This window comes from Nonomuraea sp. NPDC052634 (assembly GCF_040678535.1).
GTDB lineage: Bacteria > Actinomycetota > Actinomycetes > Streptosporangiales > Streptosporangiaceae > Nonomuraea > Nonomuraea fastidiosa.
Genome location: NZ_JBFATY010000003.1, coordinates 333,719 through 358,592, shown reverse-complemented (window position 1 = coordinate 358,592; position 24,874 = coordinate 333,719). Strand labels below are relative to the sequence as shown.

The 24,874-nt window shown below is 72.5% G+C and carries 25 protein-coding genes and 2 pseudogenes; 16 read left to right on the top strand and 11 right to left on the bottom strand.

Features of this window, described 5'->3' with window-relative positions; genetic code table 11:
• Positions 1-95: 95 nt before the first annotated feature.
• The 3 genes from AB0K67_RS17570 to AB0K67_RS17560 are packed head-to-tail and all read right to left on the bottom strand — an operon-like array spanning position 96 to position 5,863.
• A complete protein-coding gene (locus tag AB0K67_RS17570) occupies positions 96-1,622 on the bottom strand; it encodes a D-aminoacylase (RefSeq protein WP_364060471.1) in 1,527 nt (508 codons plus the stop codon).
• 12 nt (positions 1,623-1,634) lie between these two features.
• The gene (locus tag AB0K67_RS17565) at positions 1,635-5,129 is read right to left on the bottom strand and encodes a DUF4153 domain-containing protein (RefSeq protein ID WP_364060468.1); all 3,495 of its coding nucleotides are present in this window, start codon (positions 5,127-5,129) and stop codon (positions 1,635-1,637) included.
• A complete protein-coding gene (locus AB0K67_RS17560; RefSeq protein ID WP_364060465.1) occupies positions 5,126-5,863 on the bottom strand; it encodes a response regulator transcription factor in 738 nt (245 codons plus the stop codon). The genes AB0K67_RS17565 and AB0K67_RS17560 overlap by 4 nt, the downstream gene beginning before the upstream one ends.
• Positions 5,864-5,881: 18 nt before the next feature.
• Between AB0K67_RS17560 and AB0K67_RS17555 the strand changes: the two genes are divergently transcribed.
• From AB0K67_RS17555 to AB0K67_RS17545, 3 genes are all read left to right on the top strand, one after another.
• Entirely contained in the window at positions 5,882-6,736 is an 855-nt protein-coding gene (locus AB0K67_RS17555) for an arylamine N-acetyltransferase (protein WP_364060462.1), read from the top strand.
• Positions 6,737-6,775: 39 nt separating this feature from the next.
• Positions 6,776-7,843, top strand: a complete 1,068-nt coding sequence (locus AB0K67_RS17550; protein ID WP_364060459.1) for a protein kinase — start codon at positions 6,776-6,778, stop codon at positions 7,841-7,843.
• Positions 7,844-7,970: 127 nt separating this feature from the next.
• Positions 7,971-8,162: a hypothetical protein gene (locus AB0K67_RS17545; RefSeq protein WP_364060456.1), complete on the top strand. Its 192-nt coding sequence runs from the start codon at positions 7,971-7,973 to the stop codon at positions 8,160-8,162.
• Positions 8,163-8,204: 42 nt separating this feature from the next.
• Here the strand turns inward: AB0K67_RS17545 and AB0K67_RS17540 are convergent, their stop codons facing one another.
• Together AB0K67_RS17540 and AB0K67_RS17535 are read right to left on the bottom strand one after the other, a co-directional pair.
• Positions 8,205-8,519: a DUF3817 domain-containing protein gene (locus AB0K67_RS17540; protein WP_364060453.1), complete on the bottom strand. Its 315-nt coding sequence runs from the start codon at positions 8,517-8,519 to the stop codon at positions 8,205-8,207.
• A gap of 2 nt (positions 8,520-8,521) precedes the next feature.
• Positions 8,522-9,307 carry an SURF1 family protein gene (locus AB0K67_RS17535; protein WP_364060451.1) on the bottom strand — a complete coding sequence of 262 codons (786 nt, stop codon included), beginning with the start codon at positions 9,305-9,307 and terminating at the stop codon, positions 8,522-8,524.
• 105 nt (positions 9,308-9,412) lie between these two features.
• Between AB0K67_RS17535 and AB0K67_RS17530 the strand changes: the two genes are divergently transcribed.
• From AB0K67_RS17530 to AB0K67_RS17520, 3 genes and pseudogenes are all read left to right on the top strand, one after another.
• Positions 9,413-9,586: a hypothetical protein gene (locus AB0K67_RS17530; protein ID WP_364060449.1), complete on the top strand. Its 174-nt coding sequence runs from the start codon at positions 9,413-9,415 to the stop codon at positions 9,584-9,586.
• A gap of 92 nt (positions 9,587-9,678) precedes the next feature.
• Positions 9,679-9,984, top strand: a pseudogene (locus tag AB0K67_RS17525) (NAD(P)-binding protein); the annotation flags it as partial.
• Between the two features lie 131 nt (positions 9,985-10,115).
• Positions 10,116-10,327 (top strand): annotated as a pseudogene (locus AB0K67_RS17520) (4-hydroxyacetophenone monooxygenase); the annotation flags it as partial.
• A 1-nt stretch (position 10,328) separates the two neighbouring features.
• On the opposite strand, the gene ggt reads toward AB0K67_RS17520, so the two are convergent.
• Positions 10,329-12,101, bottom strand: a complete 1,773-nt coding sequence (gene ggt / locus AB0K67_RS17515; protein WP_364060446.1) for a gamma-glutamyltransferase — start codon at positions 12,099-12,101, stop codon at positions 10,329-10,331.
• A 94-nt stretch (positions 12,102-12,195) separates the two neighbouring features.
• Between ggt and AB0K67_RS17510 the strand changes: the two genes are divergently transcribed.
• On the top strand, positions 12,196-13,302 hold the full coding sequence (locus AB0K67_RS17510; protein ID WP_364060443.1) for a histidine kinase: 1,107 nt from the start codon (positions 12,196-12,198) through the stop codon (positions 13,300-13,302).
• Entirely contained in the window at positions 13,299-13,946 is a 648-nt protein-coding gene (locus tag AB0K67_RS17505) for a response regulator transcription factor (protein WP_364060440.1), read from the top strand. The genes AB0K67_RS17510 and AB0K67_RS17505 overlap by 4 nt, the downstream gene beginning before the upstream one ends.
• 4 nt (positions 13,947-13,950) lie before the next feature.
• Here the strand turns inward: AB0K67_RS17505 and AB0K67_RS17500 are convergent, their stop codons facing one another.
• Together AB0K67_RS17500 and AB0K67_RS17495 are read right to left on the bottom strand one after the other, a co-directional pair.
• Complete coding sequence (locus AB0K67_RS17500; protein ID WP_364060437.1) at positions 13,951-14,061, bottom strand: hypothetical protein; 111 nt, start codon at positions 14,059-14,061, stop codon at positions 13,951-13,953.
• Positions 14,049-14,399, bottom strand: coding sequence for an FAD-dependent monooxygenase (locus AB0K67_RS17495; RefSeq protein WP_364060434.1), 351 nt, complete (start codon positions 14,397-14,399; stop codon positions 14,049-14,051). Before AB0K67_RS17495 ends, AB0K67_RS17500 begins: the two co-directional genes overlap by 13 nt.
• Before the next feature lie 182 nt (positions 14,400-14,581).
• Here AB0K67_RS17495 and AB0K67_RS17490 point away from each other — a divergent pair, with 182 nt between their 5' ends.
• The 4 genes from AB0K67_RS17490 (at position 14,582) to AB0K67_RS17475 (ending at position 17,600) form a co-directional block, all read left to right on the top strand.
• Positions 14,582-14,872, top strand: a complete 291-nt coding sequence (locus AB0K67_RS17490) for an SHOCT domain-containing protein (RefSeq protein ID WP_364060431.1) — start codon at positions 14,582-14,584, stop codon at positions 14,870-14,872.
• A 90-nt stretch (positions 14,873-14,962) separates the two neighbouring features.
• Positions 14,963-15,163, top strand: a complete 201-nt coding sequence (locus AB0K67_RS17485) for a hypothetical protein (protein WP_364060428.1) — start codon at positions 14,963-14,965, stop codon at positions 15,161-15,163.
• Positions 15,160-16,170: a sulfite exporter TauE/SafE family protein gene (locus tag AB0K67_RS17480; RefSeq protein ID WP_364061367.1), complete on the top strand. Its 1,011-nt coding sequence runs from the start codon at positions 15,160-15,162 to the stop codon at positions 16,168-16,170. The genes AB0K67_RS17485 and AB0K67_RS17480 overlap by 4 nt, the downstream gene beginning before the upstream one ends.
• A gap of 77 nt (positions 16,171-16,247) precedes the next feature.
• Positions 16,248-17,600 carry a tetratricopeptide repeat protein gene (locus AB0K67_RS17475; RefSeq protein ID WP_364060425.1) on the top strand — a complete coding sequence of 451 codons (1,353 nt, stop codon included), beginning with the start codon at positions 16,248-16,250 and terminating at the stop codon, positions 17,598-17,600.
• Between the two features lie 4 nt (positions 17,601-17,604).
• Here the strand turns inward: AB0K67_RS17475 and ald are convergent, their stop codons facing one another.
• Together ald and AB0K67_RS17465 are read right to left on the bottom strand one after the other, a co-directional pair.
• Positions 17,605-18,714: an alanine dehydrogenase gene (ald, locus tag AB0K67_RS17470; RefSeq protein ID WP_364060422.1), complete on the bottom strand. Its 1,110-nt coding sequence runs from the start codon at positions 18,712-18,714 to the stop codon at positions 17,605-17,607.
• A gap of 52 nt (positions 18,715-18,766) precedes the next feature.
• On the bottom strand, positions 18,767-20,149 hold the full coding sequence (locus AB0K67_RS17465; RefSeq protein WP_364060419.1) for an aspartate aminotransferase family protein: 1,383 nt from the start codon (positions 20,147-20,149) through the stop codon (positions 18,767-18,769).
• Between the two features lie 276 nt (positions 20,150-20,425).
• Here AB0K67_RS17465 and AB0K67_RS17460 point away from each other — a divergent pair, with 276 nt between their 5' ends.
• On the top strand, positions 20,426-21,781 hold the full coding sequence (locus AB0K67_RS17460; protein ID WP_364060416.1) for a dipeptidase: 1,356 nt from the start codon (positions 20,426-20,428) through the stop codon (positions 21,779-21,781).
• A 3-nt stretch (positions 21,782-21,784) separates the two neighbouring features.
• Here the strand turns inward: AB0K67_RS17460 and AB0K67_RS17455 are convergent, their stop codons facing one another.
• Complete coding sequence (locus AB0K67_RS17455; protein WP_364060413.1) at positions 21,785-22,312, bottom strand: cysteine dioxygenase family protein; 528 nt, start codon at positions 22,310-22,312, stop codon at positions 21,785-21,787.
• A gap of 109 nt (positions 22,313-22,421) precedes the next feature.
• On the opposite strand from AB0K67_RS17455, the gene AB0K67_RS17450 reads away from it, so the two are divergent.
• The 3 genes from AB0K67_RS17450 to AB0K67_RS17440 all read left to right on the top strand — a co-directional run.
• Entirely contained in the window at positions 22,422-23,303 is an 882-nt protein-coding gene (locus AB0K67_RS17450; RefSeq protein WP_364060410.1) for a LysR family transcriptional regulator, read from the top strand.
• A gap of 21 nt (positions 23,304-23,324) precedes the next feature.
• Positions 23,325-23,951, top strand: a complete 627-nt coding sequence (locus AB0K67_RS17445; RefSeq protein WP_364060407.1) for a LysE family translocator — start codon at positions 23,325-23,327, stop codon at positions 23,949-23,951.
• Positions 23,952-24,046: 95 nt separating this feature from the next.
• Positions 24,047-24,874 (top strand): hypothetical protein (locus tag AB0K67_RS17440; protein WP_364060404.1); only part of this gene is annotated, 828 nt, incomplete at its 3' end.

Here is a 24,874-nt window from a genome sequence, read left to right as displayed (position 1 = left end):
CACACCCCCTTCGTCCGCGTCCGACCCTATCCCAACCGGGCGCTCCGGCCGCGCGCTCACCTGCCGTCCGGTCGCCGTACGCTCCGGCCGCGCGCTCACGGGCGCAGCGCCCGGCCCGGGGTGGCGCCGGTCAGCTCGCCGCGCGCCAGCACGGGCACGCCCGACACCAGCACGTCGTCCACGCCCTCGGCGAGCGTGCGCGGCGCCGGGTAGGTCGCGAGGTCGGTCACCGTGTCCGGGTCGAAGATCACCACGTCGGCGGCGCAGCCCTGCCGCAGCAGCCCGCGGTCGAGCAGGCCGAAGCGGCGCGCCGGGTGGGCCGACAGGTGCGTCACCGCCTGCTCCCACGTCCAGTCGCCCAGCTCCCTGACGTGCCGGCCGAGGAACCTCGCGAACGCGCCGTAGCCGCGCGGATGGGGGTGGCCGCCCACGTAGATGCCGTCGGAGCCGCCGGTCTGCGAGGGGTGGCGCAGCATCCTGCGTACGGACTCCTCCCCCTTCGGGCCCTCGTCGGGACGGGCCGAGACCACGCCCGCCTCCAGCCGCGTCTCCACCAGCAGCCGGCGGCAGAACTCAGCAGGCGTCACCTCGGCACGCTCGGCCGCCGCGACCATGGTCAGGCCCTCGGCCCACTCCAGGCCGGGCGCGTGCGAGACGGTCAGGCGCGGCCAGACGGCGTCCAGCGTCGGCCACCAGTCGTCGAGCACGCCCGAGCCGATCATCTCGATCGCCGCGTCCGGCTCGGCGCCCGGCACCTGGGGCGGCAGCACGACCATCGCGAGTATCGTGTTGCCGCGCAGGTAGGGGTAGGTGTCGAAGGTCAGGTCCACGCCCTCGGCGAGCGCCCGCTCGACCAGCGGCAGCAGCACGTCGGCAGGGCCGTGCAGGTGGGAGACGTGCACGGCGGCCCCCGACCGCTCGGCGATCTCCATCACCTCCGTCATCCCGATCTCGGCGCGCTCGCCGTAGGCGCGCATGTGGGTGACGTACGGCAGCCCGCCCAGCGGGGCGCACAGCGCGGCCAGCTCCGCCGCGTCGGCGTAGCGTCCTGGCAGGTATTCGAGGCCGCTCGACAGACCCACCGCGCCCTCCGACAGGCCGCGCTCGACGCGGCGCACCATCTCGTCGAGGTCGCCGGGCGCGGCGCGGTCGGGCGACGGGCCCATGACGTCGTAGCGGATCGTGCCGTGCGGCAGCAGGTACGCGGTGTTCAGCGCCACCGCCCGGTCGTAGCCGTCGAGCAGCTCGCGCACGCTCAGCGGACCGTCGGTCAGCGCGCCGTTGACGGCGGCGAAGTAGCGCGCGGCGTAGGCCACCGTCGCCGCCGAGCCGGGCGCGAACGACAGCCCGTCCTGGCCCAGCACGAACGTCGTCACACCCTGCCGCAGCGCCGCCCGCTGCACCGCCTTGTCGAACACGGCGGCGTCGCCGTGGGCGTGGCAGTCGACGAACCCCGGCGCGACGAACCGCCCGGTCGCGTCGATCACCGTGCCCGCCCCTGCCGGGTCGATCCTGCCGATCGCCGCGATGCGATCACCCGTGATCGCCACGTCCGCGCGGAACGGCGGGGCGCCCGTGCCGTCGAGCACCCGGCCGCCGCTGATCACTACGTCGAAGGTCACTCCAGGATTCAATCAGAGCCGCCGCGCCGGACATGAGGTCTGGGGCAGCAACGGGCGCTCGGCGAGCAGGGCGCGGGCCTGGGCCCGGGCCAGGTTCCAGCCGTTCCACGGGTCGGGCTCGGCCAGGCCGTTGGCGCGTACGACGTCGCGCAGCACGCAACTGCGCTGCGGCTCCGGCAGCCGGTCGAGCGCCGGCACCGCCTCCGCGCCCAGGTCGCCCAGGTAGTCCGAGTCGAGGTTGGTGACGCCGCGGATCTCCACCTGCGTCCGCGCGACCTGCAGATCGGGGTTGGCGAGCGCGAACGCGCCCAGGCTCAGGCCCGTGACCAGCACGATCGTACGGGGGAGCCAGCCGATGCCGCGGCCCGCCAGCCGTACCGCGCCGGCCACCAGCACCAGCGCGAACAGCGCACCCAGCCACCACACCGTCGCCTGCACCGACAGCCGCAGCCGCGACAGGCCGTAGGCGTCGGTGTAGAGGTTCATGCGGTGCAGCGCCGAGGCCAGCACCACCATGGTCAGCCCGCACAGCACGCCCAGCAGCGCCGCCAGCACCCAGCGCTCCCGGCGCCCCACCTTCAGCAGGCCCGCCGCCACCGCCACGATGCCCAGCACGAACACGCTGACCACCACGAGCTGGAAGAACCCCTGCCTGGCGTACTCGGCGTAGGTCAGCCCCGCCGTCTCCAGCACCAGCGCGTCACCGCCGAACAGCGCCGTGATCTGCACCGCCACGAACGCCGCGAAGAGCAGGTTCACCGCCGTCAGCGGCACCAGCCAGACGCTCCTGCTGACCTCGAACCTGGTCGCCGGCCCCGCGGGATCCACCACCGGCCGCAGCGCCACCAGCACCACCGCCGCCGGCAGCACCCCGAACACCCCGAACAGGAAGATCCGCACCGGCACCTGCTCCACCCAGGCGGGTGCCGCCGTCAGGCGCTCCACGTACGTGGCGAACACCGCGTCCGCCGACGCGAACAGCACCCCGAACACCAGCAGCAGCACCGCCGTGATGCCCAGCGCGGCCAGCGTCGGCAGCACCCGCCGCCGCGCCGTCAGCCGCTTCATCGGCCCGGCCAGGAACCACGGCACCGGGCCCAGCGCCAGCAGCACCGACAGGCCGCCCCTGATCACGCCCATCCAGCCCTTGCCCGCGCCCGACACGGCCAGCGCGCCCAGCCCCGCCCCCGCCGGCAGCAGGATCGCGACCAGCCAGTCCGCGTCGCGCACCGCCGCCATCGCGACCAGCCAGTACGCTGTCGCGCCGAACGCCACCGTCCACGGCGTCACCCGCCGCAGCACCGCCGGCAGCGCCGCCCCTCCCAGCACCACCGCGACCAGCACCAGGCCCAGCCCTGCCTGCGCCTCCGGCAGCGCCACCGCCGCGAACGCCCCGGCCCCGGCCGCCGCAGGCAACACCCACTTCGGCGCCTCAGGCACCTCCGGCCTGGGGAAGAGCGGCGGCGGCACATAAGCCGCCCCCCGATATCCCCCACCGCCCATGCCGGCGCCCCCGGCCGGCGCCGTCTGGCCTGCGCTCCCTACGGCTCCCGCGCCGCTTCCGGCCCCCGCACCGCCTACGACCCCTGCGCCGCCTGCGGCCACCTCACCCAGCCGGCTCGCCGGGACCAGGTGATGCGCGGAGCCCTGCTGGTAGGCGATCTGGCGCCGGTGGTACTCGGCCGCGGCCGCACGCCGAGCCGACCTGACCCCCAGGGCGGCACCGGCGGCCCCGCACGCCCCGACGCAGCCGGCCAGCGTGAGGAACGCCCCCGCATCGCTCACGACCGCGGCGGCCGGCACAGCGGCGAAGAGCCCCACCGGGAACCCGGCCACGACTCCGATCAGCCCGCCCACGATCAGCCGCACCAACCCGCTGGGCCCACCCGCATACGCCACCGCCGCCAGAGCACCCGCCGCGCCACCGCCGCCGGCCTCCGCGCTGCCCGCGCGAACGTCCTCGCCGGCGGCGCCAGAGTCCTCGCCGCCGGTCTCAGCGGCCGGTCCGCCGGCGCGCACGTCCAGGTCGCAGGCGTGCGCGTCCAGGTTGCAGGCGCCCGCGCTCGTGCCGCTGGCCGCATCCTCCGAACCGCTGCTCCACGTGCCCAGGCCCCTGGCGGGCGCGTCCACACCCCCGGTGCGCGCGTCCGCGTTGCGGGTGTGGGCGGCCAGGTCAGTGGCGGGCGCGTCTGGCAGTCCGGCTGCGCTGTCCGGAGCGGCGGCGTACGGCGGGCTGCCCACGCCCTCAGCGCCGGAGCCGCCGGCCGTGGCGACCGGCGACCCGATCACGGCCGGAGCACCGGACGCGGCGCTCCCGGGCTGTGCGGCCGCGCCGTCCGCGCCCACCGCCCCAGAGGGCGCGCACTCACCGTACGAAAGCCTGGGCGTGCCCTCCGCACCACCCGACGGCCCGGACGCAGCCCTCGCGCCATCCGGTCCGGATGCGGTGCCGATGGGCGGCGTGGTCGGGTCCGGGGCGCGCACGGCGGAAGACGCGGGCAGCGGGGTGCCGGGGAGCGTGATGCGGTTGGGGAGGTCGACGACCATGCGGCAGCCGGGGCCGTCGTCGATCCGGACGGAGCCGCCGTGCAGTTCGACGATCTCCTTCACGATGGCCAGCCCCAGCCCGGCGCCTCCGGCGTCGGCGGCGCGGCCGGCGTCGAGGCGGGAGAAGCGTTCGAAGACGCGGGCCCGGGCGGAGGCGGGGATGCCGGGGCCCTGGTCGGCGACGGTGAGCCGGACGCCGGGCTCGGAGGCGGCCGCGTTCACGGTGACGGTCCCGCCGGGCGGGCTGTGCCGTACGGCGTTGTCGAGGAGGTTGGCGAGAACCTGGGCGAGCAGGTCGGGGTCGGCCCGCAGGACGAGGTCGTCCGGCATGGACGGCCGGATGGAGACGTCCTCGCGGGCCAGCGCGGCCTCGCGGACGGCCTGCTCGGCGAGCGGGGCGAGCGCGACGGCCTCGGCCTCGATGAGGCGGACGCCGGAGTCGAGCCGCGACAGGTCGAGGAGCTGGGCGACGAGCCGGCCGAGCCGTTCGGTCTGGGCGAGCGCGGTGCGCATGGTGCCGGGGTCGGCGGCGGAGACGCCGTCGACGACGTTCTCGAGCACGGCGCGCAGCCCGGTGATGGGGGTGCGCAGCTCGTGGCTGACGTTGGCGACGAGCTCACGCCGCTGCCGATCGACCTCGCCGAGGTCGGCGGCCATCGCGTTGAACGCCCTGGCCAGCTCGCCGACCTCGTCCCGCGATGTGGCGGCGACGCGCAGGTTGTAGTTGCCCTTGGCGATGGTCTGGGCGGCGCGGGCCATCTGGCGCAGCGGCTTGGTCATGCCCATGGCGAGGACCTGCACCATGATCAGGGCGAGGACGACGGCGACGGCGATGCGCACTTCGCGGGAGAGCCCGGAGTTGATGCCGACCTCGTTGACGACGAACGCGGTGCCGACGGCCAGCACGATCACGATGCCGAGCTTGACCTTGATGCGGCCGAGGAAGTCGAGGGGGTTCATCGGGTGACCAGGGCGTAGCCGACGCCGTGCACGGTGCGTACGACGTCGGAGCCGAGCTTGCGGCGCAGCGCGCGCACGTGGCTGTCGACGGTCCTGGTGGCGGCCGCCTCGGAGAAGCCCCACACGTCCGACAGCAGCCGGTCGCGCTCGAAGACGTGACCGGGGCGTTCGGCGAGGCGGCGCAGCAGGTCGAACTCGGTCCTGGTGAGCTGGGCCTCGACGCCGCGCACGAAGACGCGGCGGGCGGCGGTGTCGATCTCGACCTCGCCGGCCCTGATCACGGTGTCCTCGGCGGCGAGCTGGGCGGCGCGCTCGACGCGGCGCAGCAGGGCGTGGATCCTGGCGACGAGCTCGCGCATGCTGAACGGCTTGGCAAGGTAGTCGTCGGCGCCGACGCCGAGGCCGACGAGCACGTCGGTCTCCTCGCCGAGCGCGGTGAGCATGAGCACGGGGACGGGCCTGGCGGCCTGCATGCGGCGGCACACCTCCAGACCGTCGAGGCCGGGCAGCAGCCGGTCGAGGATCACCAGATCGGGTTCGGCCTTGGCGAACTGGACGAGGGCGTCCTGCCCGTCGGCGGCCACCCTGACGTCGAATCCCTCGGCGGCCAGCCGGTTGCGCACGGCCAGCGCGATCGTCACGTCGTCCTCGACCACGAGGATGCGTCGCTGCTCTGCCACGTACGAAAGCCTAGAAGCGGGCTGTGCAGACGACACTGCCGAAGTCGTGCACATTCCGTGCAGAATTGCCGAATGGACACCACTGCGTATCTCACTCGTCTTGGCCTGCCCTCCTTGCTCGGCGCTCCTCCGAGCGCCGAGAATCTGCGGGCGCTGCACACCGCGCACGTCGAGCGGGTGCCGTACGAGGCGCTGGAGATCTGGCTCGGACGGCGCACGACCGTCGATCCCGAGGAGTCGGCCGCGCGGATACTCAAGGGGCGCGGCGGCTACTGCTACCACCTCAACGGCGCGTTCTCCGCGCTGCTGCGATCGCTGGGCTACGACGTGACCCGGCACGTCGGCGGGGTGCAGATGCGTCACAGCGAGCCGGGGATCACCGGGAACCACCTGGTGCTGACCGCGCGCGGCCTGCCGTCGGACGACAATCCCGGCGGCGAGTGGATGGTGGACGTGGGGCTGGGCGACGCGTTGCACGAGCCGCTGCCGCTGGTCGAGGGCACCTATCGGCAGGGGCCTTTCACGTACGGGCTGCGCCGCTCGGAGGTGGCGCCCGGCGGCTGGCGGCTGGACCACGACCCGAGCGGTTCGTTCCTGGGCATGGACTTCGCCCTTGACCCTGCGGAGATGTCGGCTTTCGCGGATATGCACGAGCATTTGACGACGTCTCCGGAGTCGGGGTTCGTCCGGGTCGCGGTGGTGCAGCGGCGCGACGCGTACGGGGTGGACTGCCTGCGCGGGCTGAGCCTGACCCGCTACGGCAACACGTCACTGTCGGTGACGCTCGACTCGGCGCGCGACTACTTCGCGGCGCTCAACGACGTCTTCGGGCTGCCGCTCGACGACGTGAGCGCGCAGGAGAAGGACGCGCTGTGGAGCAAGGTGCACGCGGCGCAGGAAGCCTGGCTGGCGGCCAGGGCCTCGTGATGGCCGAGCCCTGTCGATGGCGCTATGGTGCACGTAGACATGGGTGAGACCAGGAAACTCAACGGTCGCTACCGCCTGCTCAATCCGCTTGGCTCGGGCTCCCTGCGCCTTGCCTTCGACGAGGCGGAGCACCGCGACGTCGCCGTCAGGCAGTTGCGGGTGCCGCCGGAGTTGCGGGAGGCCGCCCTGTTCGAGGCGCGCAGGGCGAGCGGGCTGCACCACCCTTTCGTGGTGCGGGTGCTCGACGTGCTGATCGAGGACGGCGTGCCGTGGCTGGTCATGGAGTTCGTCTCGGGTACGTCGCTCGAACAGGTCGTGCGCTCGCACCGTCCGCTGCCCATAGCCCAGGCGGCCAGGGTGGGCGTGTGCCTGCTGTCGGCGCTGAGCGCCGCCCACGCGGCCGGCATCGTGCACGGCCGCGTGGATCCCGGCAACGTGCTGCTCACCGCGACGGGCCGGGCGGTGCTGAGCGGGTTCGGCTATCCCAGCCTGAGCATGCTGCCGTCGGCCGACCTGTGGTCGCTGGCGGCCACGCTGCACTTCGCGGTGGAGGGCCGCCCGCCCGGCCAGGTGCCCGCCGAGGGCGCCGACCCGTTCAGGTCGCTGCTGCGGGCCATGCTGCACCCGTCGGGGCCGCCGCCGATGGAGGTGGTGCGCGAGACCCTGGAACGGCTGGCGGTCGATCGACCGCTGGACGTCGTGATCGAGGCGGCGGGGCCGCTGCCGCCCGCCCAGGTGGCGGCGATCGGGCTCGACGTGCTGGAGCGGCTGGCGTCGTTGGACGAGTTCCACGGCGGGGTGCAGCCGGGCAACGTGCTCATCGACGACTCCGGCAGGGCACGGCTGATGCCGTTGCCGCGGGCGGGAACGCTCCCGGCGTACTCGGCGCCCGAGGGCGCGGCGACGCAGGCGGCGGATCTGTGGTCGCTCGGCGCCACGCTCTTCGCCGCCGTCGAGGGCACGCCGCCCTCGCCCGGTGCGCCGCTGAAACACGCGGGGCCCCTGGCTCCGGTGCTGTACCGGCTGCTCAAGGGCAACCCGTTGGAACGTCCCACTGTGGACGAGCTCCGCCACGACCTGCAGAAGATCGCCGGTGCCCGCCCGTGATGCCCGTTGCGCAACGATTGAGATACATCGCGAGACGGAACCAAGCCGCCTGGTTCACACGTTGGACAGGCGACGCAGAATGTGGAAAGAGGCGGAGCGCGCGCTCCGCGTTCGGAGGGTTTCGAGGATGTCGCCAATCCAGAAGTATCTTATCGGCGCGGGCGCCGCGGTCCTGCTCTCGTGGTGGCTCCTGCCGGGATGGGTCACCCTGCTGGTCCTCCTCGGCGTGGTCGCCGCCCCGGTGGTGGGCTACTTGATGCTCGACCCGTCGCAGCGCGAGCGCCTCAAGAGGGCCCGCAGGCGGGGCATCGGCCGCTAGAGCCGGCGAGCATCGCCGTACGGCGGAGGCTCGCTTAAGGGCTCAGCTCGCCTCCGCCGCGGCCAGCTCGTTCTCCACGCGCCTGGTCACCCTGCGCTCGACGTAGAACGACAGGAACGGCACCGTGCCGCCGAGCATGACGCCCAGCAGGTACGGCCACGACCAGCGCGCCTTCATGCCCAGGTTCATGGCCGCGACGAGATAGATCATGTAGAGGCCGCCGTGGATCGGGGCGACGATCTTCGACATCGCCTCCTGGCCGAAGCCGTACCGCAGGACCATGCCGACGCAGAGCACGAGCAGCATGACGCCCACGACGTAGGCGAGCGCCCGGAAGGGCTTGAGAGCCGATTCCACCGTTAACCTTCCAGAACCATTTCAGGGGACGACGTGCGGCGGTCCCGATCGCTTCGCACCGCGTCGCGGACGAAGTGGAACCACATGAAGACGGCGAATACCGCGAAGATCCACCAGTTGGCGGCATACGCCAGGTTACGCCAGGTCAGCTCTCCTCCGACCACGGGCGGACTCACCTTGACCTGGGTGAGCGAGCCCGAAGGCGGCTGCGCGACGACGAAGCCGGTGCGGATCTTCTGCCCCTGCCACAGGTTGATCAGCTCTCCGGTGGAGACGGTCTGCACCTGACCGGGCGGCAGCCCTTCGGCGCGCCGCTGCACGCTGTCGGTGCCCTGCTGGGGACGCAGCCGCCCCGTCACCGTGACCTTGCCCTCGGGTACGGACTTGATCGCCGGGTCGTCGGCCTTGGCCGTCCAGCCGCGTACGACGGGCATCAGCGTGCCGTCGTCGAGCCTGAGCGGCGTGAGCACCCAGTAGCCGTGGTCGCGCGAGACGTTGCCGCCGGGCGCGTCGACGTCGGCCCGCCGGTCGGCGACCAGGAGCTGTCTGGCCGCCTCGTAGACGCCTTCCGCGGTGACCCTGCGGCCGACGTACTCGCCGTTCATCTGCCCGCCCACCTGGGCGAGCGTGGCGACCGGCACGGCCGCGGGGTCGGCGGTGGCGCGCGGCTTGCCGGAGTCCTGGAACACGCCGAGCTGCCAGCGCCCGAGCAGGATGAACGCGACGAGGACCCCGATGGTGAGCAGGTGCAGCCCCAGGAGACGGGGCGACAGCAGGGTCCGCAGCATGCTTCCAAGCTATCTGCCGGGCAGGGAGGTCTCGTAATCAGGATGGCCCAATCGATCCCACCAAAAGCCGCAAACGACGCAGGGGATCACGCTAGGCTGCTGCCCATGTCTGACCAGCACATCGATCCTGCGGGCAACACCCAGGCCTTCCGCGCGTTCGCGAACGCGCGCGAGCAGGAGGCCGCCGCCGAGCCGAAGAAGTCGCCGCTCGTCCCCATCATCGCAGTCGTCGCCGCCATCGTCGTCATCGGCGTCGTCGCGTTCCTGCTGCTGCAGTAGGCAGCCGACTGCATCACCCGCCGCGGAGGCCGTGGCGGGGATTCGTCGTTCCCGTACGCTGGACCCGCCGAGGGCATCCGGACCTATGTTGGATGCGCAGTCCAATAACGGACCTCCGAGAAGGGCCAGTGAGCGGACCGGGCATCGTCATCGCCGGATCCGGCTTCGCCGGGATCTGCATGGCCATCAAGCTCAAGCAAGCCGGCTACCACGACGTCGTCATCCTGGAGAAGGCCGGCGAGCTGGGCGGCACCTGGCGGGACAACACCTACCCCGGCCGCGCGTGCGGCGTGCCGTCGCACGTGTACTCGTACTCGTTCGCGCTCAACCCCTCCTGGACGCGGTTGTTCTCGCCGCAGGAGGAGATCCACCGCCATCTGCGCGAATGCGCCGCGAAGAACGGCGTCACCCCGGTCGCGTTCCCGCCCGCCGTACGCCGCCTCCTGCGCCTGCCGGCCAGGGCGCCCGGCTTCGCCGTGCATCCGCGCCTGATGAAGGCGCACAGGAGCCGGCGCTGCGCCACCCGCGCCAGGAGGCGTGGAAGGACGGCGTGCAGACCTACCTCGGCATCGTCACCGCCGGGTTCCCCAACCTGTTCTTCCTGCTCGGCCTCAACACCGGGCTCGGGCACGACTCGGTCGTCTTCACGGCGTGAACCGGACGATCTGGCCGGGCTTCACCTTCGCGTACTGGGCGCGTACGAGGAGGGTGAAACCCGGCGCCTTCCAGCTCATCCGCTGAGTCAGCGGCGCGCGGAGACCACCATCGCGCTGCCGCCGCCGCGCCTGGCCGGCTCGGCCACCGCCTGGATGCGGTCCCGCCCCAGGAACTCCAGCGCCGTGGCGGCCCCGATCTCCGGGTTCGGCTCGAACGCGTGCCCCATCGACTCCAGCTCGGCCTGATGTTCGGCCAGGAACGCGGGCTCCGCCTGGGTCTTCTCGGTGTTGCGCTGCGTGGCGCGCGGCGCGGCCAGCGCCTCGGGCAGCGTCATGCCCCAGTCGTAGCGGTTGAGCAGGATCTGCAGCACGGTCGTGATGATCGTGGAGCCGCCCGGCGAGCCGACCGCGAGCACCGGCCTGCCGTCGTCGAACACCAGCGTCGGCGCCATCGACGAGCGCGGCCGCTTGCCGGGGCCCGGCAGGTTCGGGTCGCCCGGCGCGGGGCCGAAGGTGAAGTCGGTCAGCTCGTTGTTGAGCAGCACGCCGCGGCCGGGCACCACGATGCCGTTGCCGCCGGTGGACTCGATGGTCAGGTTGTAGGCGACCACGTTGCCCCAGCGGTCGGCCACCACCAGGTGGGTCGTCTCCGGGCCCTCCTTGGCGACCGGGGTCGCGGTGCCGGTCGGCCGGTCGCAGCCGCCGTAGCGGCCGTCGGGGTCGCCGGGCGCGGCCGGGTGCGGCATCGCGGTCTGCCCGATCAGGCAGGCGCGCTCCTTGGCGAAGCCGTCCGACAGCAGCTCCTTGAGCGGGACGCGCGGGATGTCGCCGACGTACGCGCCGCGGTCGGCGAAGGCCAGCCGGGACGCCTCCAGGTATTCGTGCAGGCCGACCTGCGGCAGCGCCTCCAGGATGTTGAGCGCCTCGCCGACCGTGGAGCCGCCCGACGACGGCGGCGCCATGCCGTACACCTCCAGGCCCTTGTACGAGACCTTGGTCGGCTCGCGCAGCAGGGCGCGGTAGGCGCGCAGGTCGGACAGCTCCATCAGGCCCGGCCTGACGTTGCGCGTGCTGCCCGGCGTGACCGGGGGCCGCTTGACCGTGGCCACGATCTCCTTGCCGAGTCCGCCGCCGTAGAGCCAGCCGGGGCCGCGCTTGCCCAGCTCCCGGTAGGTGTTGGCCAGCTCGGGGTTTCTGAACACCGAGCCGACCGGCGGCGGGGCGCCGTTCGGCAGGTAGAGGCGGGCGGTGGAGGTGAAGTCCTTGAAGCGGTCGGCGTTGGCCGCCGTCTGGTCGTGGAAGGTCTGATCGACCACGAAGCCCTTGGTGGCCACCTCGATGGCCGGCTGGAGCGCCTGCTTGAGCGAGAGCGTGCCGAACTTGCGCAGCGCCAGATCCCAGTTCGCCACCGTGCCCGGCACGCCCGCCGACAGGCCGCTGGTGACGGCCTCGTCGAACGGGATGCCCTCCAGCGACGTGCTGGTCATCTTGCGCGGCGCGGTCTCCCGGCCATCGATGGTGAAGACCTTACGCTTCCTGGCGTCGTAGTAGACCATGAAGCCGCTGCCGGCCAGGCCGGCCGAGTACGGCTCGGTGACGCCCAGCACGGCGCCCGCCACCACGGCCGCGTCCATCGCGTTGCCGCCCTTTTTGAGCACGGAGATCGCGGCCTTGGTGGCGTCGTGGTCGACGGTCGCCACGGCGCCGCCGTATCCCTCGGCCACGGGCATCTTGCGCTGGTCGTGCCGCTGCTGGGCGGCCTGTGGCCGGGGTTCTTGGGGGGTGGATTGTGCCGCCGCCGCGGGCGCGGACGCGAGCGACACGAGGACTGCTGCTGCGGAAATGATCGCACGGCGCATGTTTCCCACGATGACCCAGCTACGCCCGTTGTGGTAGAGGCCGGTCACACATCAGGGTGATGCGCTGGTCAGAAGCTTGACTTAGCGTGGTTCCGTGCGTAGCAAGTCCGGCTTCGACCCCTATCTCGCGCTGATCGTGGCCGTGGCCCAGACGGTGATCGCCCGGGGCGCCTCCTGGGGGCAGGCCGGCTGGCGGGAGCCGCTCGACGTCCGCGCCTTCGCGCTGCTCGCGGTCGGGCCGGTGATGGTGCTGCTGCACCGCCGCTTCCCGCTGCTCACCACCGTCGGCGCGCTGGCCGCGAGCAACCTGTTCCTCCACTTCGGCTACGCCTACGGGCCCGCCTTCATCAGCCCGGCCGTGCTGCTGTTCCTCCTGGTCGTACGGGGGCGGCGGGCGCTCGGCTGGGCGATGGCCGGGGTGGCGGTGCTGTCGTACCTCGGCTACGCCTGGTCGATCGGCAACGTCGACTTCTTCCACAGCGTGTGGGTGCTCACCTCGAACACGCTGCTGATGGTCGTGGCCGAGCTGGTCAGGATCGCAAGCGAGCGCCGGCGCGAACGCGAGCGCACCGCCGAGGAGGAGGCCAGGCGGCAGGCCAGCGAGGAACGCCTGACGATGGCGCAGGAGCTGCACGACGTGCTCGCGCACAACATCTCGCTCATCCACGTCCAGGCCAGCACCGCGCTCCACCTCATCGACGACAACCCCGAGCAGGCCCGCACCGCGCTCGCCACCATCAAGACCGCCTCCAAGGAGGTGCTGGGCGAGATGCGCTCGGTGCTGAACGTGCTGCGCGAAGGCGCGCCCCGCTCCCCCACCGCCCACCTCGACCGGCTGGACGAGCTGATCGAGCGCTCCGGGCAGCGGGTGACGCTCGAACGCAACGGCTCCCGGCCGCTGCCGCCGCAGGTGGAGCGGGCGGCGTACCGGATCGTGCAGGAGTCGCTCACCAACGCCGGCAGATATGCGCCCGGCGGCGACGTGCGCGTCCTCCTCGACTTCGGCGAGGACGAACTGCTCATCCGGGTCACCGACACCGGCGCGACCGGGCCCGCCCCGCTGGCCGACGAGGGCAGCGGCAACGGCATCCCCGGCATGCGCGAACGCGCCTCCGCGCTCGGCGGCACCCTCGTCGCAGGCCCGCACGGCGACGGATTCCAGGTCGAGGCCAGGCTGCCCCTACCCAAGGAGAGTTCATGATCAAGGTGCTGCTCGCGGACGACCAGGCGCTGGTCCGCGCGGGTTTCAAGGCGCTGCTCGACGCGCAGCCGGACATGACCGTGGTGGCCGAGGCGTCCGACGGCGCGGAGGCCGTCCGGCTGGCGGCACAGCACCGGCCGGACGTCGTGCTCATGGACATCCGCATGCCCGGCATGGACGGGCTCACCGCCACCCGGCAGATGCCCGAGGGCCCGCGCATCATCATCCTCACCACGTTCGAGCTGGACGAGTACGTCTTCGAGGCGCTGCGCGGCGGCGCCAGCGGCTTCCTGGTCAAGGACACCGAGCCCGCCGAGCTGATCCAGGCCGTCAGGGTGGTGGCGGCCGGAGACGCGCTGCTGTCGCCGAGCGTGACGCGCAGGCTCATCGCCGAGTACGCATCGCGCGCCAAGGAACCCGTCGCCGCCGCCGGTCTCGACCAGCTCACCGAGCGCGAACGCGAGGTGCTCGCCCTCGTCGGCACCGGGATGACGAACGACGAGATCGCGGCCAAGCTGTTCATGTCGCCCGCGACGGCCAAGACCCACGTGAGCCGGGCCATGATGAAGCTGCACGCCCGCGACAGGGCCCAGCTCGTGGTGATCGCATACGAGTCGGGCCTGGTCAAGCCGGGCTGGCTGTGACGATTCAGGCGTGACGATTCAGGCGGGCTGGACAGCGGAGGTGCGGCCGAACCAGTGCTCCGCCGCCGCCCAGGTCGAGCAGCACGGGCCGGGCCTCGTGCATCAGCTCGGCCACCCGCCGCCCGCCGTGCAGCGCCAGGTCGGGCACGAACCGCCCCGCCAGCGGATGCGCGTCCGCGCCTGGGACGGCCGGATAGCGGACGCCCGCGTCGTGCAGCAGGGCGGCCAGGTGGCGTGCTGCCGCTCGCTCTCGTAGGTGTCCAGCACCTCCTCGCTCACCCGCCCGCGCAGCCTGCCCGCGAGCTTCCAGGCGAGGTTGGCGGCGTCGGTCATGCCGACGTTGAGCGCCGACCCGCCGGCAGGGAACAGGTGAGCCGCGTCGCCCGCCAGGAACACCCGGCCGCTGCGGTGCCGCTCGGCGCCGTTCGTGGCGCATTCGACGCGGTTCCTCATCGAGGCTCGCAAGCCCATCTCGCCGGCCGAATAGCCGATATCGGCCCGCGGCCTACCCCTCTCGTCGTACGCGGGCCGCGCCCGCGCACTCCCCCGGGCGCAGCCCGGACAGAGCCCGGCGTCCGATTCGCCGGAGCCTCCTTCGCAGGACGCTTGAGTCACGACGTTCGAAGGAGGAGAACATGCACACCATCGCCATGTGGGCACCGCACTGGGGCCCCGCCGCGGGTTTCTGGCCGATCTTCCCCATCGCCTGGGGCCTGCTCTGGGTGGCGCTCATCGCGCTGGCCGTCGTCGGGTTCCGCAAGGGCTGGTGGGGGCCGCGACGCGCGGGAGGCAGGCCACCGTTCGCGCCGGCCGAGCCGCCGACGGCGGCCGCGGAGCGGATCCTCGCCGAGAGGTACGCTCGCGGTGAGATGACGGACGACGAGTACTTCGAAAAGATGTCCGTTCTCCGCGGCGGCGCCTCATAAACATCACTTTGGGTGCAACAACTGTCACTGGCCGCATTCATGGAGTCGCGTTACGTTTCGTATACGGCTACATCGAAAGTGGGGACAAGAATGCAGTCCATCGCCAAGTTCTGCGGCCAGTGCAGCTGCGGTTGCCCCGAGCTGTTCGTCGATCACACGGCGCCCGAGGAACGCCAGGTGATCATCGTCGACGACTTCGGGCAGCGCGTGGAGATGAGCCTCGACCAGTTCAGTTCGATCGTCGAGGCCGCCAAGAGCGGGTCTCTGGACAGCCTGGCGCTCGTACCCTGAGCGCGCAGGCCCTCACCCTGCTGGCCGGCGGGGCCGCCGCCGGTCTGCTCGCGGGTACCGCCACCTGTACGGCGGCGCAGGGCGGGCTGCTCATCGGGCTCGCCGACGGCCGCCGCGGGCGTGATCCCGCGCTGGTGGGCTGGTTCCTCGCCGGACGGCTGGCCTCACACACCGCGGCGGGGGCACTGCTCGGGCTGCTCGGTTCGGCCGTCAGCCTGCCGCCTCAGGCGAGAGCGGTGCTGCTCGTCGCGGCGGGCGTCACCGTCGTGGTCTTCGCCGTACGGCTGATCAGGCGAGGGCGCGCGACCTGTGAGGACCACGCGGCGGGAACGGATTCCGCGGGCCGCTCCGAGGCGAGGGCGGAGCACACGGCCTGCGCGGATCCGGCGGCATGCGCGGCCCACGCCGAGAGCCGGCAGCCCGGCGAAGGTCAAAGGCAGGCCATCTCCCGGTGGCGAGCCCCGTTGCTGGGCGCGGCCACCATTCTCGTGCCCTGCGGGGTCACGCTCGGCATGGAGATGGTCGCGATCTCCAGCGGCTCGCCGCTGGCGGGGGCCGCGGTGATGGCGGGGTTCGTGGCGGGCACCGCGCCGGCGTTCGCGCTGCTCGGGTACGTGCTGCGGCGCATCTCCAGGACCCGCCTGGCGAGGGCGGCCGGGGTGGTGGCGCTCGCCGCCGGGCTGTGGACGGCCGGGTCGGGCATCAGCCTCGGCGGCTGGCTGGCCGCCCCGGCGCCCGCCGAGGCCAGGCCGCACGGCCCCGCGCCGACGTCGGTGACCGTGTGGGCCACCCGCGACGGCTACCGGCCCGCCATGGTCGACCTCCGTGCGAACACCGAGGTCGAGGTGGTCTTCGAGGTGCTGGATCGCGGCTGCACGGACACGGTCGTGATCGACGGGCGTGACGTGGCGCTGCCCGCCACCGTACGCCTGCCGCCCCGCCCTGCCGGCACGCTGCGCTACGTCTGCGGGATGGGCATGTACGCGGGCTTCATCAACTTCTCGTGAAGCATGTGGCGATTACGGTTCGCGATCGGGTGATCACGTGCCACTCTGTCGCCATGGCCTGGCGAGGAGAGGTTGCGGTGCCGGCGCCGCGTGCAGGAGACGAACCCGAGCTGCTGGCCGCCGCGCAGGCGGGTGACGCGCGCGCCGCGCACCGGCTGGGCAAGCTCTACGCCCAGCACGGCGAGCGGGCGGCGGCCAAGCACTGGTGGGAGCGCGCCGCCGCGGGCGGCAACGTCGACAGCGCGTACAACCTGGGTATCTGGCACGAGAAGCACGGCAGCCTGGAGGAGGCCGTCACCTGGTACGAGGCGGCGGCGAGCACCGGCGACGCCGAGGCGGCGACCAACCTGGCGACGCTGCTGCTGGAACAGCGGGGCGACCCCGAGGCGGCCAGGAAGTGGTTCGAGATCGCGGCGGCGGCCGGGTCGCGGGCGGCGGCCAGGCGGCTGGCGCTGATGTGCGAGGAGTCGGGCGAGCTGGGCACGGCCCGCGAGTGGCATCGCAGGGCGGCGGCGGACGGCGACGTGGCCTCGGCCCATGACCTGGGGTTCCTGGCCTACTGCGCGGGCGACGACGCCGAGACCCTGCACTGGTGGGAGTGCGCGGCCAGGGGCGGCCACGCCGAGTCGGCGTACTGCCTGGGCCTCTTCCTCGACGCGACCCGCGACCCCGAGGGCGCCGAGGCGTACTACCGGCTGGCCGCCAAGAGCGAGCATCCGGGCGCGGCGTCGCGGCTGGGCGGGGTGGCGCTGTCGCGGGGCGACCTGCGTACGGCGCGTGGCTGGTTCGAGCAGGCGGCGGCCGCCGGGCGGGCCTGCGACCAGCGGATGGCCGGGTTCGTCTGCGTGGAGCTCGGCGACACGGCGGCGGCCAGCCACTGGTTCGGCCGGGCGGCGGCGAGCGGCGACCCGGAGGCCGCCTACAACTACGGGCTGCTGCTGATCGCCGAGTTCGGCGACTTCGCGGGCGGCCGCCACTTCTTCCGCCAGGCCGCGCAGGCGGGACATCACGAGGCCGCCGTCGAGCTGGGCGGCCTGCTGTCGGCGGCGGGCGAGCACGGCGAGGCGCAGATCTGGCTGTCCGACCCGCCGCCGCCCGCGTGGGCGCGCCCGGCCGAGCCGGAGCTGACGGCCAGGGCGGAGCTGGCCGCCGCGGCGATCGCGCGCGGGGGCGGTGTGCCGCCGTCGGTGGCCGACATGGTCGAGGTGCTGAGCACGTGGGACGTCGTCACCCGGCCGCTGCACGACCACTCCGACGTGGTGGCCTGGCTGGTGGCGCGCAGCGGCGTGCATCTCAGCGCGGTCGAGCACCTGGCGTCGGTGCGCGGCACGCTGCTGCGTCCGGGCAGCGCGCCGTGGCCGGGTCAGGGCGAGCTGCAGCACGTCCTGACCACGGCCCGCGACCTGCGCCGCCGCCTCGGCGTCCGGTGACGCTCTAGAGGACTTCGGAGACCGGCGTGTACGGCAGGCCGAGCGCCTGCGCCACGGGCTCGTTCGTGAGCAGCCCGCCGTAGGTGTTGAGGCCGCCGGCCAGCGCGGGGTCGCTCTTGAGCGCGTCGCGCCAGCCCAGGTTGGCCAGCTTGACCGCGTACGGCAGCGTCGCGTTGGTCAGCGCGTACGTCGAGGTGTTGGCCACGGAACCGGGCATGTTGGCCACGCAGTAGAAGATCGACTCGTGCACCTTGTACGTCGGGTCGGCGTGCGTGGTGGGCCGGGAGTCCTCGAAGCAGCCGCCCTGGTCGATGGCGATGTCCACCAGCACGGAGCCGGGCTTCATGCGGGAGACCAGGTCGTTGGAGACCAGCGTCGGGGCCTTGGCGCCGGGGATGAGCACCGCCCCGATGACGAGGTCGGCCTGCAGGACCTCCTGCTCGATCGCGTACGAGGTGGACACCAGCGTCTTGAGCCTGCCCTGGTAGATCGCGTCGATCTGGCGCAGCCGGTCGATGTTGGTGTCGAGCACGGTGACGTCGGCGCCCATGCCGACGGCGACCTGCGCGGCGTTCAGGCCGGAGACACCGCCGCCGATGATGACGACCTTCGCGGGGGCCACGCCGGGCACGCCGCCGGGCAGGATGCCCCTGCCGCCGTTGAAGCGCATCAGGTTGTACGCGCCCACCTGCGGCGCGAGCCGCCCGGCGACCTCGGACATGGGCGCGAGCAGCGGCAGCGAGTTGCCCACCTGCACGGTCTCGTACGCGATGCCGGTCGTGCGCGCGGCGAGCAGCGCGTCGGTGCACGGCTTGGAGGCGGCCAGGTGCAGGTAGGTGAACAGGACCAGGCCCTCGCGCAGCCGGTGGTACTCCTCCTCGATGGGCTCCTTCACCTTGAGCACCATGTCCGCCTCGGCCCACACGGCGTCCGCGGAGTCGACGATCTTGGCGCCCGCGGCCAGGTACTCCTCGTCGGTGATCTGCGAGCCCAGGCCGGCGCCTCGCTGTACGGTGACGTCGTGCCCGTTGCGCACCAGCTCGTGTACGCCTGACGGGGTGGCGGCGACACGGTATTCGTGGTTTTTGACCTCGGCTGGGACGCCGATCTTCATTGCGGTGGGTCCTTTCGGGAACCGGCACGCCGTCGTGCCGGGTTGGAGGGTGTCAAAGCCGTGCCCACGCCTCGGTGAGCACGCCGCGCAGGATCTCGCCGATCTCGGCGAACTCCTTCGGCCCGGCGATCAGGGGCGGCGCGAGCTGGATGACGGGGTCGCCGCGGTCGTCGGCCCGGCAGTAGAGGCCGGCGTCGAACAACGCCTTGGACAGAAAGCCGCGCAGCAGCCGCTCGGATTCGGCGGCGTCGAACGTCTGCTTCGTGGCCTTGTCCTTGACCAGCTCGATGCCCCAGAAGTAGCCGGAGCCGCGCACGTCTCCGACGATCGGCAGGTCGCGCAGGTCGTCGAGGGTCTGGCGGAAGAGCGGCTCGTTGGCGCTGACGTGGCCGAGCAGGTCTTCGCGTTCGAAGATGTCGAGGTTGACCAGCGCGACGGCGGCGGAGACGGGGTGCCCGCCGAAGGTGTAGCCGTGGGGGAACATGGTGTCGCCGTTCTTGAACGGCTCGAACAGCCGCTCGTGCGCGATCATGGCCCCGATCGGGGAGTAGCCGCTGGTCAAGCCCTTGGCGCAGGTGATGATGTCGGGCACGTAGTCGAACTTCTGGCCGCCGAACATGGTCCCGAGCCGGCCGAAGGCGCAGATGACCTCGTCGGAGACGAGCAGCACGTCGTACTCGTCGCAGATCTCGCGCAGCCGCTGGAAGTAGCCGGGCGGGGGAGGGAAGCAGCCGCCGGCGTTCTGCACGGGCTCGGCGAAGACGGCGGCCACCGTGTCGGGGCCCTCCATCTCGATGGCGCGGGCCACCCGGTCGGCGGCCCACTGTCCGTACTGTTCGGGGGTCATGCCGGGGACGCCGGTGATCTCGTCGGCGCGGTAGTGGTTGGTGTTGGGCACCCGGATCGAGCCCGGCACCAGCGGCTCGAACATCTGCTTGAACGCCGGGATGCCGGTGATGGACAGCGCGCCCTGCGGGGTGCCGTGGTAGGCGATCTGCCGGCTGATGACCTTGTGCTTGAGCGGCTTGCCGATGAGTTTGAAGTACTGTTTGGCGAGCTTCCAGGCGGTCTCGACCGCCTCGCCGCCGCCGGTGGTGAAGAAGACCCGGTTCAGCTCGCCGGGGGTGAGGGCGGCCAGGCGCTGGGCCAGCTCGGCGGCCTTGGGGTGCGCGTAGGACCACAGCGGGAAGAACGCGAGCTCCTGAGCCTGCTTGGCGGCGGCCTCGGCCAGCTCCTGCCGGCCGTGACCCACCTGGACCACGAACAGCCCCGCCAGGCCGTCGAGGTAACGCTTGCCGTGGATGTCGTAGACGTAGGACCCCTCGCCACGCACGATGGTCGGGATCTCGGACTGCTCGTAGGCGCTGTGTCGGGTGAAGTGCAACCACAGGTGGTCCTGAGCGGCTTTCAGGACGTCGAGTTCCGGCTGCGTCATGGTTATCGTCCCTCGTGTCTCAACTCCCCACAGTCTGCACGTTCACCTGCGGAGTTGCCAAGCGAATCGGTCGCAGCAATATGCAAGAAAATCGGGATCCGCAGAACCCATATGTAACGGCGACGAAATCCGCAGGTACATTAGCCCGCGGGCCCGCAGCCGCGCCCCGTGCCGTTTCCGCAGCACAGGAGCGGTTGTGGTCCAATGAGACCCGAACTGCCGTGAGCGCCCGTAGACGGGCGCGACTGACGAGAACGACCCCCGGGGGACCGTCCCGTGACTCCTGAACAGATCGAGAACGCTGTCTCCGCCGCGATGCCGCAGGCCATCGAGGAGCTCAAGAGACTGGCCGCCATCCCCTCCGTGGCCTTCCCCGGGCACCCGGAAGAGCCCGTGTTCGCCGCCGCCGGGATGGTGGAGGAGCTGCTGCGCTCCACCGGCCTGCCGCGCGTGCAGCAGGTGCCCGTCGAGGGCAGCTTCCCGGCCGTCTTCGGTGAGGCCCCCGCGCCGCCCGGCATGCCGACCGTGCTGCTGTACGCCCACTACGACGTGCAGCCCGCCGGCGACCCGGCCGCCTGGCGCACCCCGCCGTTCGAGCCGACGCTGATCGACGGCCGCCTCTACGGGCGCGGCTGCGCCGACGACAAGTCGGGCGTCATCTCCCACGTGACGGCTCTGCGGGCGTTCCAGGGGAACTTCCCCGTCGGCATCAAGGTCATCATCGAGGGCCAGGAGGAGTACGCGGGCGACCGTCTGGAGGCGTTCGTCGAGCGCAACCCCGACCTGCTGCGCGCCGACGCCATCGTGGTGGCCGACACCGGAAACCCGCGCGTCGGCGACCCCTCCGTCACCACGTCGCTGCGCGGCATGGCCGCCTTCACCATCGAGGTGCGCACGCTGCGCGAGCCCGTGCACAGCGGCTCCTTCGGCGGCGCGGCCCCCGACGCGCTGGCCGCGCTCATGCGCATGCTGACCGCGCTGCACGACGAGAACGGCGACATCCGCGTGCCCGGCCTGCCCCGCGGGACGTTCCTCGGCCGTGGGCCGTCGGAGGAGGAGTTCAGGAAGACCGCGGGGGTGCTCGACGGCGTCTCGCTCGTCGGCTCCGGCTCGCTGGCCGACCGGCTCTGGGCGTCGTACGCGATCACCGTCACCGGCCTCGACGTGCCCAGCGTCTCCGGCGCCATCAACGCCGTCCAGCCCGTGGCGCGCGCCAGGGTGACTGTCCGCGTGCCTCCGGCGGGCGACCCGAAGACCACGGTCGACGCCGTGGCCGACTTCCTGCGCCAGGTGGCGCCGTGGGGTGTGCAGGTGTCGTTCGGCGACTTCACGATCGGCGCCGGCTTCCAGGCCGACTCCGGCGGCACGGCCCGCGCCGCGCTCAACCGCGCCATGGAGCGCGCGTTCGGCCGCCCGCCCAGGGACGTCGGCGCCGGCGGCTCGATCCCGCTGGTCAGCGCCCTGCTCAAGCAGTTCCCCGCGGCCGAGATCCTGCTGTTCGGCGCGGAGGACGAGGAGGCGTCCATCCACGCGCCCAACGAGCGGGTGGACCTGGAGGAGCTGCGCCGCATCGCCACGACCGAGGCGCTCTTCCTGCACGAGCTGAGCGGGCCCTCCGCGCACGGCGTCTAGCGGTCAGCGTACGGGGAGGTCGTAGACGCGGCGGATGCTGCCGCCGAGCCTGGCCACGTCCGCCCCGTACACGTGCAGCGACACCCCCAGCTCCGAGCTGGTGTTGCGCACCCGGTGGATGTCCCCGGGCGGGGCGAACCCGCTGACCTCGCCCGGATGGTTGGCGGCCCGCCCGATCTCCACCAGGTGGTCGCCCATGTCGCGGTAGAGGATCTCGTACTCGATGCCGCTGATGATGCCGAACGTGCACCACGACACGTGATCGTGCACCGCGGTCTCCTGGCCGGGACGCCAGACGACGCCGCAGATCGAGAAGGCGTCCTCGGCGTGCAGGATGTGGGAGACGTACCCGTCGGGCGAGCCCTCGCGCTCGCGCGGCGTGAGCACGTCGATGCCGGGCAGATGGTCGCGCAGCAGGTCGGCGGCGGCGAACGCGGTACGCCGGGCGCCGAGCCCGCGGGCCACGATGCGCGACACGCCCGCCACGAGGACGTCGAGCCCTGGCCTTGCAACGGTGGTGGCCGTGTTCATGGTGAACTCCCTGCCGAGGTCCGTCGGCTGCCTTCATCTCCACGGTCCCTCACCACGACTGATAGGTCCAACAGATGTCTTGTGGCTGATCGATAGATATGCTTGATGAATGCTGGATGTGGCCCGCCTGCGCGTCCTCCTCGCGGTCGCCCGCAAGGGGTCGCTGACCGAGGCCGCCAAGGAGCTGCACTACTCCCAGCCGTCGGTCAGCCACCACCTGGCCAGGCTGGAGGCCGAGACCGGCGCCAAGCTCATCCAGCGGGCCGGGCGCGGCATCCGGCTCACCGAGGCGGGCCGGCTGCTCGCCGAACGCGCCGCCGAGATCATCGAACGCCTCGACGCCACCGCCGAGGAGCTGGCCGCCCACGTGGGGCTGCGCTCCGGGCGGGTGCGGCTGGCGGCCTTCCCCTCGGCGCTCGGCACGTTCATTCCCGAGGCCGCCACGCTGCTCGCCGACGCGCATCCCGGGCTGCGGCTCCAGCTCACCGAGGTCGAGCCGCCGGAGGCGCTGCGACTGCTGCGCGCCGGGCGCGCCGACGTCGCGGTCATCTTCCGCTACGACGACACCGCCCCCGAGGACACCGGGCTCCAGCTCATCCACCTCCTCGACGACCCCAGCTACCTACTGGCCCCCGACGAGCCTGGCGAGGTCGCCGACCACGCCGACTCGCCGTGGATCGGCGGCTGCGACCGGTGCCGCAGCCATCTGCTCGACGTGTGCGCGAAGGCCGGGTTCGAGCCGCGCGTCGGGTTCACCAGCGACGACATCGTGGCCGTGCAGGCGCTCGTCGCGGCCGGGCTCGGGGTGACGCTGCTGCCGGGCCTCGCGCTCTCCGCCCACCGCCACCCCGGCGTGCGGGTGCGGGAGGTGCCGGGGTCTTTCCGGCACGTGTACGCCGCCGTGTACGGCGAGCCGCCCCACCCACCCGCCACGGAGGCCCTGCTGAAGGCGATCGGGGACGTGGTCGGGCGGCGGCGGAAAAGTCTTTGACGCCGTTCCTACGATGGCCACATGCTGGACGTCACGACGCTCGCCCTCTTCTGCGCCGCCACACTCGGACTGCTGATCGTCCCTGGGCCCGCGGTGTTCTACATCGTCACGAGGAGCGTCGCCCAAGGCCGCGGCGCGGGGCTGGTGTCGGTGCTGGGCGTGCACACCGGCTCGCTCGTCCACATCGCCGCCGCGGCGCTCGGCGTCAGCGCCCTGCTCGCCGCATCGGCGACCGCGTTCACCATCGTCAAGTACGTCGGCGTGGCGTACCTGCTCTATCTCGGCCTGAGCAAGCTGCTGCGCAGGGGCGGTGACGAGCAGCCGATCGAGCTGCCGGTGCAGACCAGGCGGCGGCTGTTCTGGGAGGGGTTCGTGGTGAACGTGCTCAACCCCAAGACAGCCGTGTTCTTCCTGGCGTTCCTGCCGCAGTTCGTGCACCCGGAGGTAGGGCCCGTCTGGGCGCAGATCCTGCTGTTCGGGCTGCTGTGGGTGGTGCTCGGGGTGGCGTCGGACGGCGCGTACGCGCTGCTGTCCTCCGCGCTGGCCGGCCGCCTGCGCGGGTCGGCCCGCGCCCGGCGGCGGCTGGACGTGGGCAGCGGGCTCGTGTACCTGGGGCTGGCCGCCTGGCTCACGACCGAGAAGGCATGACAAGCCAGGAAATTTCCCGGCTGTAGTGCGATAGTGAGTTAGATCAGCCGCAGATCAGGGGACGGCACGGCGGGACGTAGCTGATAGGCGGACCCATGCACACGCCACCGCACAGCCTCGGGCTCGAAAGGGTCGCAGAGGTCTTCTCCGGTCATGACGACGTCGTCGGCGTGACCGGCTCCGCGTACGCGATCGGTCCCGATCTCGTCCTGACCTCGGGGCAGGTCGTGGACTCCGGCGGGCCCTGCCATGTTCGGCCCGCGTGGTCGGACCGGTGGCTGCCGGCCGTGCAGGTGTGGCGGGGCCGGGGCGGCGCGGACGCGGTGCTGCTGCGGGTCTCCGAGCCGGCCTGGGCGTCCGTGGCGGGCATCGAGCACACCCGGTGGGGCCGGGTCGCGGGCACGACGGCGCGGTGCGTGGCGTCGGGGTTCGGGCAGGCCGGGGAACGGGGCCCGGCGCGCCCGCCCGAGACGGTGACCGGGCTGGTGGATCCGCCCACCGGCTTGGTGTCGCGGGCGTTGACGGCCCGCGTGGTGAGCCCCGACTTCGAGACACGGCCCGTCGCGCTGTGGCACGGGCTCCCTGGTGCCGCGCTGCTCGCCGAACCGGCCGGGCAGATCGTCGGCGTCGTCGCCGCGTACGCGCCGCGCCGGTTCGACGTCGTGCCCGTGAGCGCGCTGGTCTCGGACGAGCGGTTCCGTGAGCTGACGGGCGTCGCGCCGTGGCGCGTCGAAGCCGTCTCCGCCGCCCCCGCCATCGCCCTGCGCCACCTCCTCGTCCCCGCCCGCACCCCCACCGGCCCGTTATCGGTCGCTCAGCCCCACGCTCCGGCCACGCCCACAGGGGCACCGCTCCTGGCCGCCCCGGCCTACCCCGGCTCGGCCACCCCGCCAGGCGCGCCGGACACGCAGGAGGTTCACCCG